A 15,458-nucleotide genomic window follows, 5' to 3' on the forward strand; every position below is an offset into this window, starting at 1 on the left:
TGCTCCCGGTCGATGCGTGTGACCTTGCCACGCAGATCGCCCGTATCGGCTTAACAAGCCTGGTTAATCAGATCTCACGCATGATCCTCTTACCGTCATGATTGACAAGCGCTTGCCCCGCATGATTGACGAGACCTTGCCGATTTGCCGACAATCCGATGTGCCGTCTGCCGTCCTGCTTGAAGTCGGCGTGAACAGGCCACATTTCGTTTGGATTGAGCCGTCTTCGCCCACCTGACATCGATCGGATCGTGTTCGTGACCTCTTCCCCAGCCTCATCGTCGACCTCCGCCCAATCAGATCTGCTCGACCAGTCCGCCCTGCGAACGCTCGCCGAGCGGCTGGTGGAAGCCGCGAGGAAGGCCGGCGCCGATGCCGCCGACGCCATCGCGGTGCGCGGCATCTCGCTAGGCGTTGAGGTCCGTGACGGCCGTGTCGAGGAATCCGAGCGCTCCGAGGGCGACGATGTCGGCCTGCGCGTGCTGGTCGGCAAGCGCCAGGCCGTGGTGTCGACCAACGATGTCAGCGGCGACGGTGTCGCGCGGCTGGCCGAGCGGGCGGTGGCGATGGCGCGGGTGGCGCCCGACGATCAATATGTCGGCCTCGCCGATCCCGCGCTGCTGGCGCGCGACATTCCCGAACTCGATCTGCTCGATCCGCAGATTCCCTCGACCGCAGAGCTGGAGCGCCGTGCCCAGGAGGCGGAGGCCGCCGCGCTCGGCGTGAAGGGCGTGACGAAGTCCGGTGGTGCGTCCGCCTCGACCGGCATCGGCGGCATGGTGCTGGTCACGAGCGACGGTTTTCACGGCGCCTATCTGCGCTCGAGCCAGAGCATCTCGACGACCGCCATTTCCGGTGAGGGCACCGGAATGGAGCGCGACTACGACTACACGGCGGCTCCGCACGGCGCCGACCTGCTGGCGCCCGCGGCCGTCGGGCGCAGCGCCGGCGAACGCGCGGTGGCGCGCGCCAATCCGCGCAAGGTTGCGACGTGCCAGGTGCCGGTGGTGTTCGATCCCCGCGTGTCCGGCTCGCTGGTCGGACATCTGGTCGGCGCCATCAATGGTGCCTCGATCGCGCGCAAGACCAGCTTCCTCAAGGACAAGCTCGGCGCGCAGCTGTTCGCCAAGGGCATCCGCATCATCGATGATCCGCTGCGCAAGCGGGGCTTGCGGTCGCAGCCGTTCGACGCCGAGGGCGTGAAGGTGAAGCAGACCGCGCTGGTCGACGATGGCGTGCTGACGACGTGGCTCCTCGATTCGGGCACCGCGCGCGAGCTCGGCATGGTGACGACCGGGCATGCCCATCGCGGCGTGTCGTCGTCGCCTTCGCCCGGTCCGTTCAATCTGCATCTCGAAGCCGGCGTCGTGACAGCCAAGGAGCTGATCTCGGACATCAAGCAGGGCTTCTACGTCACCGACCTGATCGGCTCGGGCGTCAACGGCGTCACCGGCGACTACAGCCGTGGCGCGTCCGGCTTCTGGATCGAGAATGGCGAGATCGGCTATGCCGTGAGCGAAGTGACGATCGCCGGGCATCTGTTCGAGATCTTCAAGTCGATGACGCCCGCCAGCGATCTGGAATTCCGCTATGGCGTCAATGCGCCGACGGTGCGCATCGAAGGGTTGACGCTTGGCGGACGGTGAGATCGGGAAACCGGACGACACGAGCCTGGCGGCGGACGCCGGGCTCCTCAAAGAGGCGGTGCGCGAAGCCGGCGAGCTCGCACGTTCGATGTTCGGAACGGAGCTGCGCAAATGGACCAAGGGAGCGTCGTCGCCCGTTTCCGAAGCCGACATGGCGGTCAATGCGCTGCTCGAACGCAGGCTGCGATCCGCAACGCCGGATTACGGCTGGCTGTCCGAGGAGAGCGCGGATGATCGGGCGAGACTTGGTCGATCGCGGGTCTGGATCGTCGATCCGATCGACGGCACGCGGTCCTATCTCGGCGGCCGCAACGACTGGTGCGTGAGCGTTGCGCTGGTCGAGCACGGTGCGCCGATACTCGCCGCCGTGCATGTCCCGGTCAGCGAGGAGTTCTTCTTCGCCGCGCGCGGTAGCGGCACCACGTTGAACGAACAGCCGGTTCGGGCTGCACCTGGACGCGAGCTCGATTTCTCGCGCGTGGCCGGCCCGAAACCGCTGGTTGAGCGGCTGGCTCCGGACGCGGCGCGGATTGAGCTGCATCCGCGAATCGGCTCGCTGGCGCTGCGCCTGTGCCGTGTCGCGCATGGCGGGCTCGATGCCGCTTTTGCAGGCGGACAAAGCCGCGATTGGGACCTTGCGGCGGCTCATTTGATCGTGCAGGAAGCGGGTGGTAAAATGACCGCGTTGTCCGGCGAGGCGATCCTCTATAATCGTCCGGAAGTGGTGCACGGGGTGCTGGTGGCAGCGGGCCGCGACCGACATGCTGACATCGTCGCTCAGTATCGCAGGTTACCGCCGGACTGACGCCCCTGGATCGCACCCTCCATTTCGCCTGCAAGGCGCTGATTAGGAAACGATACCGATGACAGATAGCGCCTCGCAGCAGCTCCTTCACCTCGTGATCGGCGGCGAGCTCATCAACCTCGACAAGAACGAATTCAAGGATCTCGACAAGGTCGACATCGTCGGTGTCTATCCGAACTACGCGGCGGCCCACGCCGCCTGGCGAGCCAAGGCGCAGATGACGGTCGACAACGCCCATATGCGCTATTTCATCGTTCACCTGCACCGGCTGCTCGATCCCGGTCAGGACGCGAAGTAAGACGCAAAGCTCGTCACTTGAAACATCTGGTTCGCAATACGCTGCGCAGCGGCTGGTTCCAGCGCGCCGTCGGGTTCCTCGCCGCCGAGTACCTGCGTCTGGTGTGGCTGACCAACCGCTTCACCTATGAGCCGCCCGAGGTCTACGATATCGTCGAGCCGCAGATGCCGGCGATCTTCGCGTTCTGGCACGGCCAGCATCTGCTGACCCCCTTCATCAAGAACAAGCCGAGCTATCGCGCCAAGGTGCTGATCTCCCGCCATCGCGACGGCGAGTTCAACGCGATCGCGGCGGAGCGGCTCGGCATCGGAACCATCCGCGGCTCCGGCGATCACGGCTCTTCCTTCCACCGGAAAGGCGGAGTAGGAGCTTTCAAGGAGATGGTGCGGGCGCTCGAAGACAACTATAATGTTGCATCGACCGCCGATGTGCCGAAGCGCGCGCGGATTGCGGGTCTCGGCATCATCATGCTCGCGCGTGAAACAGGACGTCCGATCATGCCGTTCGCAATGGTCACGAGCCGCTTCATCCGCCTGAAGAACTGGGACAGCACCACCATCAATTTGCCATTCGGCCGCGGCGCATTGGTGGGAATCAAGGAAATCAACGTGCCGCGCGATGCCGACGCCGCGATGATGGAAGAGGCGCGTCTCGACCTCGAGGCGACGCTGAACCAATGCATGCGCCGCGCCTATGAGATCGTCGGCCGTCCCGAGGCCTGTCCCCCGCCGGTCGCGTCGGGAGCATCGAGTGCCTAGCCCGCTGCCGATGGCCCTGCGTGTCTACCGCGGGTTGTCCTCGGCGGCATCGCCGCTTGCGCCGGCCCTGATCAGGCAGCGGCTCAAGCATGGCAAGGAGGATCCGGAGCGGACCGACGAGCGTCGCGGCCTGAGCCACGACACCCGCCCGCTGGGTCCGCTGGTCTGGATTCACGGCGCCAGCGTCGGCGAGGTGCTCGCGGCGGCGGCACTGATCGAGCGGCTGCGTGAGCTCAACATCCGCATCCTCATCACGTCCGGCACCGTGACCTCGGCCGCGATCGTGGCCAAGCGTTTCCCACCCGACGTGATCCACCAATACGTGCCCTATGACACGCCGCGCTTCGTCGAGCGGTTTCTCGATCATTGGCGTCCCTCGCTCGGGCTGTTCATCGAGTCCGATCTCTGGCCCAACCTGATCCTGGCCGGTGCCTCGCGGCGGGTGCCGATGGTGGTGATCAACGGCCGCATGTCGCCGCGCTCGTTCCCGCGCTGGCGCCGCATGTCCGGCACCATCTCCGCTTTGCTGGGACGCTTTGATCTCTTCCTGACGCAGTCGCAGGCGGATGCCGACCGGTTCTCCGCGCTCGGCGCGCGCAACGTCATCACCACCGGCAATCTCAAGCTCGACGTGCCGGCGCCGCCCGCCGATCCGGCGAAGCTCGATCGGCTCACGGCGATGACGCGCGGCCGTCCGGTCGTCGTCGCCGCCTCCACGCATCCCGGCGAGGACGAGATCCTGATCGCGGCCCATAAGGCCTTGTCTGCGGCCTATCCGTCGCTGCTCACCGTGATCGTGCCGCGCCATCCGCATCGCGGCCCGGCGGTCGCGGAGCTCGTCGCAAGCGCCGGCCTGCAGGGCGCCTTGCGGTCGCGCGAGGACCAGCCGCTCGCCGGCACCGACATCTACGTCGCCGATACCATGGGTGAGCTCGGCCTGTTCTACCGGCTGGCGCCGGTCGTGTTCATGGGCGGGTCGCTGGTCGAGCATGGCGGCCAGAACCCGATCGAGGCGGTCAAGCTCGGCGCGGCGATCGTGCATGGCCCGCACGTGTTCAATTTCACCGACGTCTACGAGGCGCTGGACAAGGCCGGGGGAGCCCGGCTCGCCCACGATCAGGAGGCGCTGATCCGGCAGCTCCGGCAGCTGCTCGCCGATCCCGCAGCCGGCAACAGCCTGGTTGCGGCAGGCACGCGCGTCGTCGATCAGCTCGGTGGCGCGCTGGAGCGGACGCTGTCGGCGCTCGAGCCGTATCTGTTGCAGGTCAGGCTCGAGATGGGGGCCGCCGGCGATGCGTGAGCCGGCCTTCTGGCATCGGCCGCCCTCCTGGCAATCGCGTCTGCTGTCCCCGCTCTCGACACTCTACGGTGCCATTGCCGCACGCCGCATGGCGCAAGTCGGAGTCGATGCAGGCCTGCCGGTGATCTGCGTCGGCAATTTCCATGTCGGCGGCGCCGGCAAGACGCCGACCGTGCTGGCGCTGACCGACATGCTGCGTGACCTCGGCGAGCGGCCGGTGGTGCTGAGCCGTGGCTATGGCGGCCGGCTGCACGGTCCCGTGGCCGTCGATCCCGCTATCCATCAGGCGGCCGATGTCGGTGACGAGCCGCTGATGATGGCCGCGCGGGTGCCGGTCGTCGTCTCGCGCGACCGCGCCGACGGCATCGGCCTCGTCAAGGCGCAGGGCGCCTCGGTCATCCTGATGGACGATGGCTTCCAGAATCCGTCGATCACCAAGGATCTCGCGCTGATCGTGATCGACGGCGCGCGCGGCCTCGGCAATGCCGAGGTGTTTCCCGCCGGACCGTTGCGCGCGCCGCTGCCGCCGCAACTGGCGCGCACCGACGCGTTGGTCGTGATCGGCGGCGGCCGAGCCAGCGATCTGGTCGCTGCGCGTGTCTCGGCGGCCGGCAAGCCGGTGTTCTCGGCCGCGTTGCAGCCCGATGCAAAGGTCGTCGCGGCGTTGCAGGGCAGGCCGCTGCTGGCGTTTGCCGGGATCGGCGATCCCGCCCGCTTCTTCCGCACCCTTCGCGGCGCGGGTCTCGACGTCAGGCGCGAGCGGGCCTTTCCGGATCACCACCCATTCACGACAGGCGACGTCGCAGCCCTCGCCAACGAAGCGAGGCGTGATGGATTTGCCCTGGTGACCACGGAAAAAGATCTCGTGCGGTTCCGCGGCCATGAGGCCGCGCCCGATGTCATGGCATTCCCGGTCACTTTGCAGTTCGACGATCTCGCCGCGTTGCGCGCGCTGGTTGTGCAACGACTGGCAGCGAAGCGTAAAGGTCAGCCGTTGGCCTTCAATGCGCCCGGATAATGCCGCTGCAGCACGGCGGTCGGCACGGCGTAGGCTTCCTGCAGATCGACACTCCAATACTTCAGCTCGTCCAGCGGAATCCGCACATCGGTGACCGCGCAGCGCACATAGCTTCCCGGTGAGATCACGCGGAAATCGCCATCCAGATACTGCACCTGCGCCTCGCCCTGGCCCGAGGGACCAAACTTGTTGAGCACGTCCGCGATCTCCAATTCCTTGCCGTGAAGTCCCTCCGCGAGCGCCGCACGCACACGACAGGCCGATTTTCGATGATGTCCTAGCATAGATGGGGGACGCTGTCCCCCCGCGCAAACCCACTGATTTGTGATGCTTCTGCACGAAACTCCGTGCTAGCTAGGTTTCAATATCCGCCGCTTGTCCCGCCCGGCTGGTTTGATGCGCTCCCTCGTCGCCATCGTTGTCTCAATGCTTTGCGCCACGGCGTTTTCAGCCTTGGCTGAGCCGTTGCCGGCGCCTGTCGCGGTCGAGATTCCCTCGGGAAGCTATGTGCTGCGCGCCCAGCTCTACCGGCCGAAGGGGGCCGGCCCATTTCCGGTCGTCGTTGCCCTGCACGGCTGCGGTGGGCTTTCCGGCCGCTCCGAGCCCGTGCTGCCGCGTTATCGCGACTGGGCGGAGGAACTGGTCGGGGACGGCAAGGCCGTCCTGTTGCCGGACAGCTACGGCTCGCGCGGGCTGGGCCCGCAATGCCGCGTCAAGGAGCGTCGTATCAGCGGCCGGCGCGAGCGTGTCGCGGACATCGTGATCGCGCAGAAATGGCTGGCCAAGCAAGCCTGGGCGATGCCCGACCGGGTCAGTCTGGTCGGCTGGGCCAGCGGTGCGAGCGCGCTGTTATGGGCGGTACGCCCGCAATTGCCCCAGCATGTCTCGCCCGATTTCCGCTCGGCGGTGGCGTTCTACCCGGATTGCCGTGCCTCGTCCGGCCTCGGCTGGAGCACGCGCGTCCCGACATTGGTGCTGATCGGCGGGCTGGACGACGTCTATTCGCCGCCCGCATGCCGACAGATGATCGATGGTGCGCGCGGCCGCAGCGCGCTGACCCGCATCGTGATCTATCCCGGCGCCTATCACGATTTCGATCGTGTGAACCTGCCGCTGCATCAGGTTGCCGGCTCGGATGCCGGGGCGCCCGAGCGCGGCCATGTCGGCTCCGATCCCGAGGCGCGCGCCGATGCGCAGAAGCTCGTGGCCGAGTGGCTGGCGCGCTGAGAACCGATCAGAACAGGCTGCCTTGATCGGCGGGATCGGGCGTGCGCTTCGCTGCCGAAGGCTTGGCCTCGCGCGCAGGTTTCGGCGATGACGGCGCTGCCGGCGGAAGCGGGCGGTCCGCGCCCGCCGTGGCCGCGACCTTGCCGTCCGCAAATTCGATCGAGAGCGCGGCGCCGGGACCGATGCTCGCGGCATGGTGCAGCGGGTGGCCGGCCTCGTCACGCACCAGCGCAAAGCCACGCGCCAGCACGCTGCGATAGGACAGGGCGGTGAGGAGCTTTTCGTTCTGGCCGACGCGGGCCGACAGGCGCTGAAGCTGGGTCAGCAACGCGCGCCGGGCCCGCTCGGCCAGACGTTCGGTTCGGTCGCGCTCGCGACCGATGGCCTGGCGCTTGGCCTGCGCATAGGCCTGCCGAGAGGCCTTGAAGCGGGCATCGAGCGCCTCGAACCGCTCGCGCCGCCGGTGCAACTGGCCGCGCGACGACAGCGACAGCCGTTCGGACGACGCGATCAGGCGATGGCGCGATTGCGCGATCTGCGCGTGCAGCACGCGCAGAGTGAGCTTGGCGCTCGCCGCCGCGAACTGGCGGAAGTGCACATGCGTGTTGGTCTTCAGCGCGCGCGGCAGGCTGGCGGCCGCCGAATCCAGCCGCTGCCTGGGAATGGCGAGCAGATCTCCGGCGCCGGGCAGAGCGCGCGCGGCGGCGCGCAGCTCGTTGCGGCGGCTCTCCTGGCCACGCTGCCAGCAGACGCTGACACGGCGCGCGAGGCTTGCGACCTCCTGCATCAGCTCGCTGCGCACCGGCACCGCCATTTCCGCGGCTGCTGTCGGAGTCGGCGCACGTTTGTCCGCGGCGAAATCGATCAAGGTCACGTCGGTCTCGTGGCCGACCGCCGAGATCAGCGGGATCATGCTCTCGGCCGCGGCGCGGACCACGATCTCCTCGTTGAACGACCACAGGTCCTCCAGCGAGCCGCCACCGCGCGCGACGATCAGCACGTCGGGCCGCGGGATCGGACCGCCCTCGGGCAAGGCGTTGAAGCCGCGGATCGCGGCGGCGACCTGCTCGGCCGAGCCCTCGCCCTGTACCTTCACGGGCCAGACCAGCACGCGCCGGGGAAAGCGGTCCTCGAGCCGGTGCAGGATGTCGCGGATGACGGCGCCGGTCGGCGAGGTGACGACGCCGATCACCTCGGGAAGCCACGGCAGCAATTGCTTGCGCGCGGGATCGAACAGCCCCTCGGCCCCGAGCTTCCGCTTGCGCTCCTCCATCAGCGCCATCAGCGCGCCGATCCCGGCCGGCTCCAGCGCCTCGATGACGATCTGGTACTTCGATGAGTTGGGATAGGTGGTGAGCTTGCCGGTGGCGATCACCTCGAGCCCTTCCTGGGGCTTGAAGCGCATGCGGCCATGCACGCCCTTCCAGATCACCGCCTCGATCTTGGCGCTCTCGTCCTTGAGCGCGAAATAGCAATGCCCCGAGGAATGCGGCCCGCGAAAGCCGGTGATTTCGCCGCGCACCCGGACATGGCCGAACTGGTCCTCGACCGTGCGCTTCAGCGCCGAGGACAGCTCGGTGACGGTGAATTCGGGCGCGTTGGGCAAGGCTTCCGCAGGCGGCATCGCTGGCTGATTCGGTTCGGGGAGCAGCCGCCAAGGTAGGGGCTTTCCGCGTCCGCCGCCAATCGAGCCGTTGTCTTTTCGATAACTCTGTTATACAGAGTACTCTATAAATGAGTGAGCGGAGGAGAGCATGCGACGCGGTGCGAAGGTCCTGTTTCGGGCCCTAGGAGGAGCGCTCTGCCTCGTCGGCGTGCTCGCTTTGGTTCTGGCCGCGATGATCGCGACGCCGCTTGCGCGCCCGCCCGAGCTCAAGTCGATCTCGGAGACGGCCGGACGGGTCGACCGCAGCACCATGCCAGGGCTGCAGCGCTTCAGTGCCCGCGATGGCACCGAGCTGGCCTATCGCCATTACCCGGCGCGAGGGGCGGCTGTCGGCAAGGTCGCGATCGTCGTCCACGGCTCCTCCGGCTCCAGCGTCGCCGTGCATGCCCTCGCCGATGCTTTGGCGGCGCGCGGCATCGATACCTTCGCGCCCGACATTCGCGGCCATGGCGGCTCCGGCACCCGCGGCGACATTGGCTATCTCGGACAGCTCGAAGACGATCTGGCCGACCTCGTCGCCGAGCTCAGGAGGTCGATCCCGACCGAGCCGATCGTCCTGCTCGGCCATTCCGCAGGCGGCGGCTTTGCGCTGCGCGCGGCGAGCGCCCCGATCCAGGACCTGTTCACGCGCACCGTGCTGCTGTCGCCCTATCTCGGCTACGATGCGCCGACCAACCGTGAGAATTCGGGCGGCTGGGCCGGTCCCGACATTCCGCGCATCCTGGCGCTCGGCATGCTCAGGCGCATCGGTATGCCGTGTTGCGAGGCACTGCCCGTGCTGGCCTTTGCTGTCAGGCCGAACTCGGAGAAATTCCTGGCGCCGACCTACAGCTACCGGCTGTTCCGCAATTTCGCGACCCGCGGCTACAAGGCCGATCTCGCCGCGGCGAAGCACCCGGTGACCGTTATCGCCGGCGCCGATGACGAGCTGATGCTCGCCGACAAATATGCAGATGCGGTGCGCGCCGTCGCGCGCGGCGTTGACGTGAAGCTGATCGCGGGCGTCAATCACATGGAGATCGTGTCGGCGCCGCAGGCGGTGAGCGCGATCGCCGAAGACGTGGCTAAGCGCTAGAGGTTCAAACCGCATGATCGACAGCCTGGAAGCCGCGCGGGCGCTCGGCGACATCGAGGATGTGATGAAGCGCGTGCGGCAGTCGCAGATCTATCGGCTGTCGAGCCTGCTGATGATCCTCTGGGGCGTTCTCGTCTTCGCCGGCAATCTCGTGACCTATCTCACACCTTATTACGCCGGCAAGGCCTGGCTGGCGGTCTATGTTCTCGGTCTTGCCGGATCGCTGACGTTGGGCGCGGCGGAGAAAGCGCGCTCCGGCGTGCGCAGCTTCGATGTCAGGGCGGTGCTCGCCTTCGTCATGTTCTTCGCCTTCGGTTTCTTCGTCGAGGCGATCGGCCATTTCGGACCGCGCGAGATGGGCGCGTTCTGGCCGGTCTATTTCATGCTGTTCTATGGCCTGGCCGGATTGTGGTTCGGCATCGCGTTCACGATCTTCGGTCTCTGTGTGACCGCGTTGACCTTGGTCGGCTATCTCTTCATCGGCGCGGCTTTCCCGTTGTGGATGGCGTTCGTCAATGGCGGCGGCCTGGTTCTCGGCGGCCTATGGATGCGGCGGAGCTGACGGCTTGGCGGAGCTCGACGAGATCATCCACCAGCCGCTGCGGCTGAGGATCATGGCGGCGCTGAATGCCCTGCCGGCCGGGGCCGGGCTGGAATTCGTCCGGCTGAAGAAGCTGACCGGCGCCACCGACGGTAATCTCGGCGCCCACATCGACACGCTGGCGCGCGCCGGCTACGTCGCCGTGGACAAGGCCTTTGTCGGCAGGAAGCCGCAGACCACGGTGACGGCCACCGCGGCCGGCCGTGCGGCCTTCGCCCGCTATGTCGCGAGCCTGCAGGACATCATTGCCGGCGCAGCCGCGAAGCCGCCGCAGCCATGATTTGACTCCGTTGCGAGGGCCGGGCAATTGGGGCGTCCAAATTGGCCCATCCCTCTGCGACGGCATCGACGATGAACATTCTGCTCCTTGGTTCCGGCGGCCGCGAGCACGCGCTCGCTTGGAAGATCGCCGGCTCGCCGCTGCTCACCAAGCTGTGGTGCGCGCCGGGCAATGCCGGAATCGCCAAGGAGGCCGAATGTGTCGCGCTCGACGTCGCCGATCATGCGGCGGTGATCGCCTTCTGCCGGGCGAACAAGGTGGACCTGGTGGTGGTCGGCCCCGAGACGCCGCTCGCCGCCGGAATCGTCGATGATCTCGAGGCGGCGGGCATCAAGGCGTTCGGCCCGTCGAGGCTCGCCGCCAAGCTCGAGGGCTCCAAGGGATACACCAAGGATCTCTGCGCCGAATACGACATCCCGACCGGCGCCTATTCCCGCTTCGACAACGCTCCGGAGGCGCTCGCCTACGTCCGCGAGCACGGCGCTCCGATCGTCGTCAAGGCGGACGGGTTGGCGGCCGGCAAGGGCGTCGTCGTCGCCAAGACGGTTGCCGAGGCCGAGGACGCCATCAAGATGATGTTCGAGGGCGGCTTTGGCGTTGCCGGCACCGAGGTCGTCATCGAGGAGTTTCTCGAAGGTCGGGAGGTGTCGTTCTTCGCGTTGTGCGACGGCGAGACCGCGATACCGCTGGCCTCCGCCCAGGACCACAAGCGGGTGTTCGATCACGACCAGGGACCGAACACCGGCGGCATGGGAGCGTATTCCCCGACGCCGTTCGTGACGCAGGAGATTCATGACAAGATCATGAATCAGATCATTCTGCCGACCATTGCCGGGATGAACGCCCGGGGCACACCCTTCAAGGGCATTCTCTATGCCGGCCTGATGCTGACGGCCCAGGGGCCGAAGCTGTTCGAATACAATGTCCGCTTTGGCGATCCGGAATGTCAGGTGCTGATGCTGCGGATGATGTCGGATCTCGTGCCCGCCATGCTGGCCGCCTGCGACGGGCAGTTGAAGAATTTCGACCTGCGCTGGTTTCCCGAGGCTGCCGTCACCGTGGTCATGGCCGCGAAGGGCTATCCCGGCGACTACGCCAAGGGCGGTGTCATCGAGGGGCTCGACGACGCCGCGAGGATCGAGGGCGTCGAGATCTTCCACGCCGGTACGGTGGCAAAGGACGGCGCCATTCTCGCCAATGGCGGGCGCGTCCTCAATGTCTGCGCGTCGGGCAAGACCGTCACCGAGGCTCAGGCGCGGGCCTATCAGGCCGTCGACCGCATCAAATGGGCCGACGGCTTCTGCCGGCGCGACATTGCCTGGCAGGCGGTGGCGCAGGAAAGCGGTCAGGGCTGAGCATCGTGGTCGCCGCAGTCGGCCCCGCAAGGCTATTTTTCCCGTGCGAATTGTGGCAGTTCCATAGACTCATGCCTTGATGGGATGAATCAGTTCCGCCGTGGAACGGAGGGGCCATGGAATGCGCGCGGTGCGGCAGGCAGAATCAGCCAGGGAGAGCCTCGTGCGACCGGTGCGGCGAGCCACTCAGCCTCAGATGTGAGGCGTGCAACCAGACCAACAGTCCGTCGAATCGCTTCTGCGGCCAATGCGGCGCGCCGTTGCCCGGCCGGCTGGCTCCGCCCGACCAGGCGGCGCAGCGCGTCCTGAGGACCCTGAGCAGCAAGGGTGGAGAACGCAAGCGTCTCACCATCCTGTTCGCCGACATCCGCGATTCCACCCAGCTGATCGACAGCCTCGGCGATCCCGAGCTCGCGATGCAGCGGCTCGATCCGGTGCTCAACCTCATGAAGGAGGCGGTCCACCGCTATGACGGCGTCGTCAACAAGACGCAGGGTGACGGCGTCATGGCCCTGTTCGGAGCGCCGGTGCCGCATGAGGATCATGCGGTTCGCGGCTGCCTCGGCGCGCTGGCGATGCAGGACTCCATCGCGCGCCTCGCCGACCCGCATTTGCAGGTCCGGGTCGGGCTGCACACCGGCGAGGTGATCGTCCAGGTCGTCGAGAACAGCATGTACCAGACCTACGACGCGGCCGGCGCCAACGTCCATCTCGCCAATCGTCTGGAGCACATGGCCGAGGCCGGCACCATCCTGATCAGCAAGGAGACCTACACCGGCGCCAGGCAGTTCGTCGAAGCCGAGCCGCTCGGCACCCACGCGCTGCGCGGCATTGCCTCGCCGGTGTCGATCTACAAGCTGATCGGCCGCCTCAGTGCGCCGGCGAGCGACGTCTTCCGCAGCGGCCAGCGCCTGTTGCCGCTGATCGGGCGCAATGCTCAGCTCGCGGTGCTCGAGCGCGAGCTCGACGACGTCCTGGCCGCCCGCGGCGCTGTCGTCGGCATTGTGGGTGAGGCCGGCATCGGCAAGAGCCGGCTGTGCTTCGAGTTCGCCGAGCACTGTCGCCGCCAGGGCATTCGCGTCTACGAGGCGCGCGTGCTGGCACATGGCCGCGCCACCCCGTTCCAGCCGGTGCTCGAATTGCTGCGCGACTTCTTCGGCATCCGGCCGAAGGAGCCGGTGGAGGTGTCGCGTCAGCGCGTGGTCGACCGGCTCGAAGCCATTGCCATGCCCGACACGGCCCTGGTCCTGCTCCTGGACTTCATGAATCTCGCCGATCCGGCACGGCCGGCGCTCCGGCTCGATCCCGGCGTGTTCAAGACCCGTCTGCTGAACGTGTTCAAGACGCTGTTCCGTGCGGCGCCCGCCGACGGCGCCATGGTGATCATGATCGAGGACCTGCATTGGGTCGACGAGGCCAGCGAGGAATTCGTCGAGGCGCTCGCGGAGGCCACGGTCGGGACCAAGACACTGCTGGTCGTGAACTACAGGCCGGGTTTCGCCGCCTCCTTCATGCAGCAGGCCCCATTTCACGAACTGCACATCGTCCCGCTTGCCTCCGAGGAGGCAAGCGAACTGCTGCGCGGGGTGTTCGGTGACGATCCTTCGCTCGAGGTGCTGGCGCGCGACATCGTCGAGCGCGCGCAGGGCAATCCGTTCTTCCTCGAGGAGCTTGCCAGCGCCGTCTCCGAAAGCGGCGGCTTCGAGGGTGAGCGCGGCGCCTACCGTCTCAAGGGTGGCATCGGACCGATTCCACTGCCGCCGACCGTGCATGCGGTCGTGGCCGCGCGCATCGATCGTCTCGGCGAATCTGCCAAGAACGTGCTGGAAGCAGCGGCCGTGATCGGCCGATCGGTCGCGCTGGCGGTGCTCAAGCCCGTAACCGGCATCGATGACGCAGAGCTGTTCGATGCGCTCGCTCAGCTCAGGCAGGCCGATCTTCTCTACGATCTGCCGCCGTTCGACATGGGCGTGCTCGCCTTTCGCCATCCGCTGATCCAGGAGGTCGCCTATGCGATGCAGCTGCGGTCCCGGCTGAGCACGATCCACGCTGCCGTGGCCAAGGCGATCGAGGCGCTCGATTGGGGGACGCAGGACGAATTCGCTGCCCTGATCGCCTCGCACTATGAGTTCGCCGGCCAGACCATGCAGGCGGTCGAGCATCTGCAGCGCGCGGCGCGCTGGATCGGCCGCACCAACACGGCGGAGGCGCTGCGGCTGTGGAAGAAGATCCGCTCCCTGCTGCAGGCGCTGCCGCAATCGGAGCGCGTCGACCGCCTGCGTGCGCTGGCCAGCGGCCAGATCCTGAACTTCGGCTGGCGCGAAGGCATCTCGGCCGAAGAGGTCAAGCCGTTTGCTGAAGAAGCGTTGAGATTTGCCCGCTCCTCCGACAAGGCGCATGAGCCGTTGTTGATCGGCGCTTATGGCCGAGTGCTCGCTTCGACGGGAGCGGCCGATGACTACGTCGACCTGGCGCAGAACGCCATCAAGCTGACCTCGGGCGAGGGGGATGTCGGCCGCTACGCGACCGTCAACGCCATGCTGGCGCAGGCATACACACATTCGGGACGGATGAACGAGGCGCTCTCGGCGGCCAATACAGCCATCGCTGCAATGGCAAGCCAGGCCGGCTTCGACAGTCACGTCACGCTTGGTTTGAACCCGAACCAGATTCTCGGTTTTGACGTCAGCTATTGGGTGAGATGCATCAGGGCGCGCGCAATGGCTCATCTCGGCCAGATCGAGGATGCTCGCAGCGAGCTTCTCGAATTGGTGCAGCAGCCTTCATCCGAGGTCGCACCGGTGCTCCAGTTCGTCCCGCACTTCAACCTCGTGGAGCTGGCATGGATGGTCGAAGACCAGAGCCTTGCGCGCGAGCACGCAAGGCGAGTTTCCGATCTCGCTGAAACATCCGGCATTCCCTACATCCGCGTGCTCACCTTGCTCTGCGAAAGCCTCGAACAGGGTTTGACCGGTCGATTCGCCGACGCGACGAATGAGATGGTTGGCGCGATCGAAGCCGCTCGGGCCGCAAGGACGGGGCTCGAGCTCGAGGCGCGCATGGCCGCCATAAATGCCGATCTGCTTTACCGGAGTGACGACTTCGATGCCGCCATCGAGGCCAGCAAACAGGCGATCCTTGTAGCCAAGCGAAAGACGGATCGAGTGGCGGAGTGTTACGCGACGACCGTTCTGGGCCTTGCTCTTGCCGGAGCCGGTAGGAACGAGCAGGCTGCGGGACTTCTTGAGCAGATAGGACATCTCATGAATGTCTCCGGTGCGTTCTGTCTGCGTTCATTAGTTCAGAAACTGCAATTGCATCTTGAAGCAATGCAATGATGCATGCATTGTCGATTCGTTGAATTCCGGCTTTTTCAGATTTGGGGGTTACAATGGGGGTAATGATTAAAGACAGTACTACCCTTGATAT

Annotated in this window: 14 protein-coding genes; 12 read left to right on the plus strand and 2 right to left on the minus strand. The window is 66.5% G+C overall.

Annotated elements, in window-relative coordinates:
• Positions 1-257: 257 nt before the first annotated feature.
• From ACQR1F_RS00600 to lpxK, 6 genes are read left to right on the plus strand one after another with little or no spacing between them, the layout of a single operon-like run.
• On the plus strand, positions 258-1,646 hold the full coding sequence (locus tag ACQR1F_RS00600) for a TldD/PmbA family protein (RefSeq protein ID WP_409997907.1): 1,389 nt from the start codon (positions 258-260) through the stop codon (positions 1,644-1,646).
• Between the two features lie 58 nt (positions 1,647-1,704).
• A complete protein-coding gene (locus tag ACQR1F_RS00605) occupies positions 1,705-2,451 on the plus strand; it encodes a 3'(2'),5'-bisphosphate nucleotidase CysQ (RefSeq protein ID WP_315802166.1) in 747 nt (248 codons plus the stop codon).
• Between the two features lie 58 nt (positions 2,452-2,509).
• Positions 2,510-2,749 (plus strand): DUF4170 domain-containing protein, encoded by a 240-nt coding sequence (locus ACQR1F_RS00610; RefSeq protein ID WP_009031572.1) that lies wholly within the window; start codon positions 2,510-2,512, stop codon positions 2,747-2,749.
• Between the two features lie 17 nt (positions 2,750-2,766).
• Positions 2,767-3,507 (plus strand): lysophospholipid acyltransferase family protein, encoded by a 741-nt coding sequence (locus ACQR1F_RS00615; protein ID WP_315801916.1) that lies wholly within the window; start codon positions 2,767-2,769, stop codon positions 3,505-3,507.
• Positions 3,500-4,807, plus strand: coding sequence for a 3-deoxy-D-manno-octulosonic acid transferase (locus ACQR1F_RS00620; RefSeq protein ID WP_315801917.1), 1,308 nt, complete (start codon positions 3,500-3,502; stop codon positions 4,805-4,807). The genes ACQR1F_RS00615 and ACQR1F_RS00620 overlap by 8 nt, the downstream gene beginning before the upstream one ends.
• Positions 4,800-5,825 (plus strand): tetraacyldisaccharide 4'-kinase, encoded by a 1,026-nt coding sequence (gene lpxK / locus ACQR1F_RS00625; protein ID WP_315801918.1) that lies wholly within the window; start codon positions 4,800-4,802, stop codon positions 5,823-5,825. The genes ACQR1F_RS00620 and lpxK overlap by 8 nt, the downstream gene beginning before the upstream one ends.
• Here lpxK and ACQR1F_RS00630 read toward each other — a convergent pair.
• Positions 5,795-6,022, minus strand: coding sequence for a DUF2093 domain-containing protein (locus ACQR1F_RS00630; RefSeq protein ID WP_315801919.1), 228 nt, complete (start codon positions 6,020-6,022; stop codon positions 5,795-5,797). The genes lpxK and ACQR1F_RS00630 overlap by 31 nt on opposite strands.
• A 199-nt stretch (positions 6,023-6,221) precedes the next feature.
• Here ACQR1F_RS00630 and ACQR1F_RS00635 point away from each other — a divergent pair, with 199 nt between their 5' ends.
• The gene (locus ACQR1F_RS00635; protein WP_315801920.1) at positions 6,222-7,052 is read left to right on the plus strand and encodes a dienelactone hydrolase family protein; all 831 of its coding nucleotides are present in this window, start codon (positions 6,222-6,224) and stop codon (positions 7,050-7,052) included.
• Between the two features lie 7 nt (positions 7,053-7,059).
• Here the strand turns inward: ACQR1F_RS00635 and xseA are convergent, their stop codons facing one another.
• The gene (xseA, locus tag ACQR1F_RS00640; protein WP_316179463.1) at positions 7,060-8,676 is read right to left on the minus strand and encodes an exodeoxyribonuclease VII large subunit; all 1,617 of its coding nucleotides are present in this window, start codon (positions 8,674-8,676) and stop codon (positions 7,060-7,062) included.
• A 130-nt stretch (positions 8,677-8,806) separates the two neighbouring features.
• On the opposite strand from xseA, the gene ACQR1F_RS00645 reads away from it, so the two are divergent.
• The 5 genes from ACQR1F_RS00645 to ACQR1F_RS00665 all read left to right on the plus strand — a co-directional run bounded on the left by ACQR1F_RS00645 (position 8,807) and on the right by ACQR1F_RS00665 (position 15,367).
• Positions 8,807-9,793 carry an alpha/beta hydrolase gene (locus ACQR1F_RS00645; protein ID WP_434912369.1) on the plus strand — a complete coding sequence of 329 codons (987 nt, stop codon included), beginning with the start codon at positions 8,807-8,809 and terminating at the stop codon, positions 9,791-9,793.
• Between the two features lie 13 nt (positions 9,794-9,806).
• Positions 9,807-10,355, plus strand: coding sequence for a hypothetical protein (locus ACQR1F_RS00650; RefSeq protein WP_434912370.1), 549 nt, complete (start codon positions 9,807-9,809; stop codon positions 10,353-10,355).
• A 4-nt stretch (positions 10,356-10,359) separates the two neighbouring features.
• Positions 10,360-10,674 carry a transcriptional regulator gene (locus ACQR1F_RS00655; protein ID WP_434912371.1) on the plus strand — a complete coding sequence of 105 codons (315 nt, stop codon included), beginning with the start codon at positions 10,360-10,362 and terminating at the stop codon, positions 10,672-10,674.
• Between the two features lie 71 nt (positions 10,675-10,745).
• Complete coding sequence (gene purD, locus ACQR1F_RS00660) at positions 10,746-12,029, plus strand: phosphoribosylamine--glycine ligase (RefSeq protein ID WP_434912372.1); 1,284 nt, start codon at positions 10,746-10,748, stop codon at positions 12,027-12,029.
• 116 nt (positions 12,030-12,145) lie between these two features.
• Positions 12,146-15,367, plus strand: coding sequence for an adenylate/guanylate cyclase domain-containing protein (locus ACQR1F_RS00665; RefSeq protein WP_434912373.1), 3,222 nt, complete (start codon positions 12,146-12,148; stop codon positions 15,365-15,367).
• Positions 15,368-15,458: the final 91 nt, after the last annotated feature.

Origin of the sequence: Bradyrhizobium sp. HKCCYLS3013 (assembly GCF_051167615.1) — a bacterium.
GTDB lineage: Bacteria > Pseudomonadota > Alphaproteobacteria > Rhizobiales > Xanthobacteraceae > Bradyrhizobium.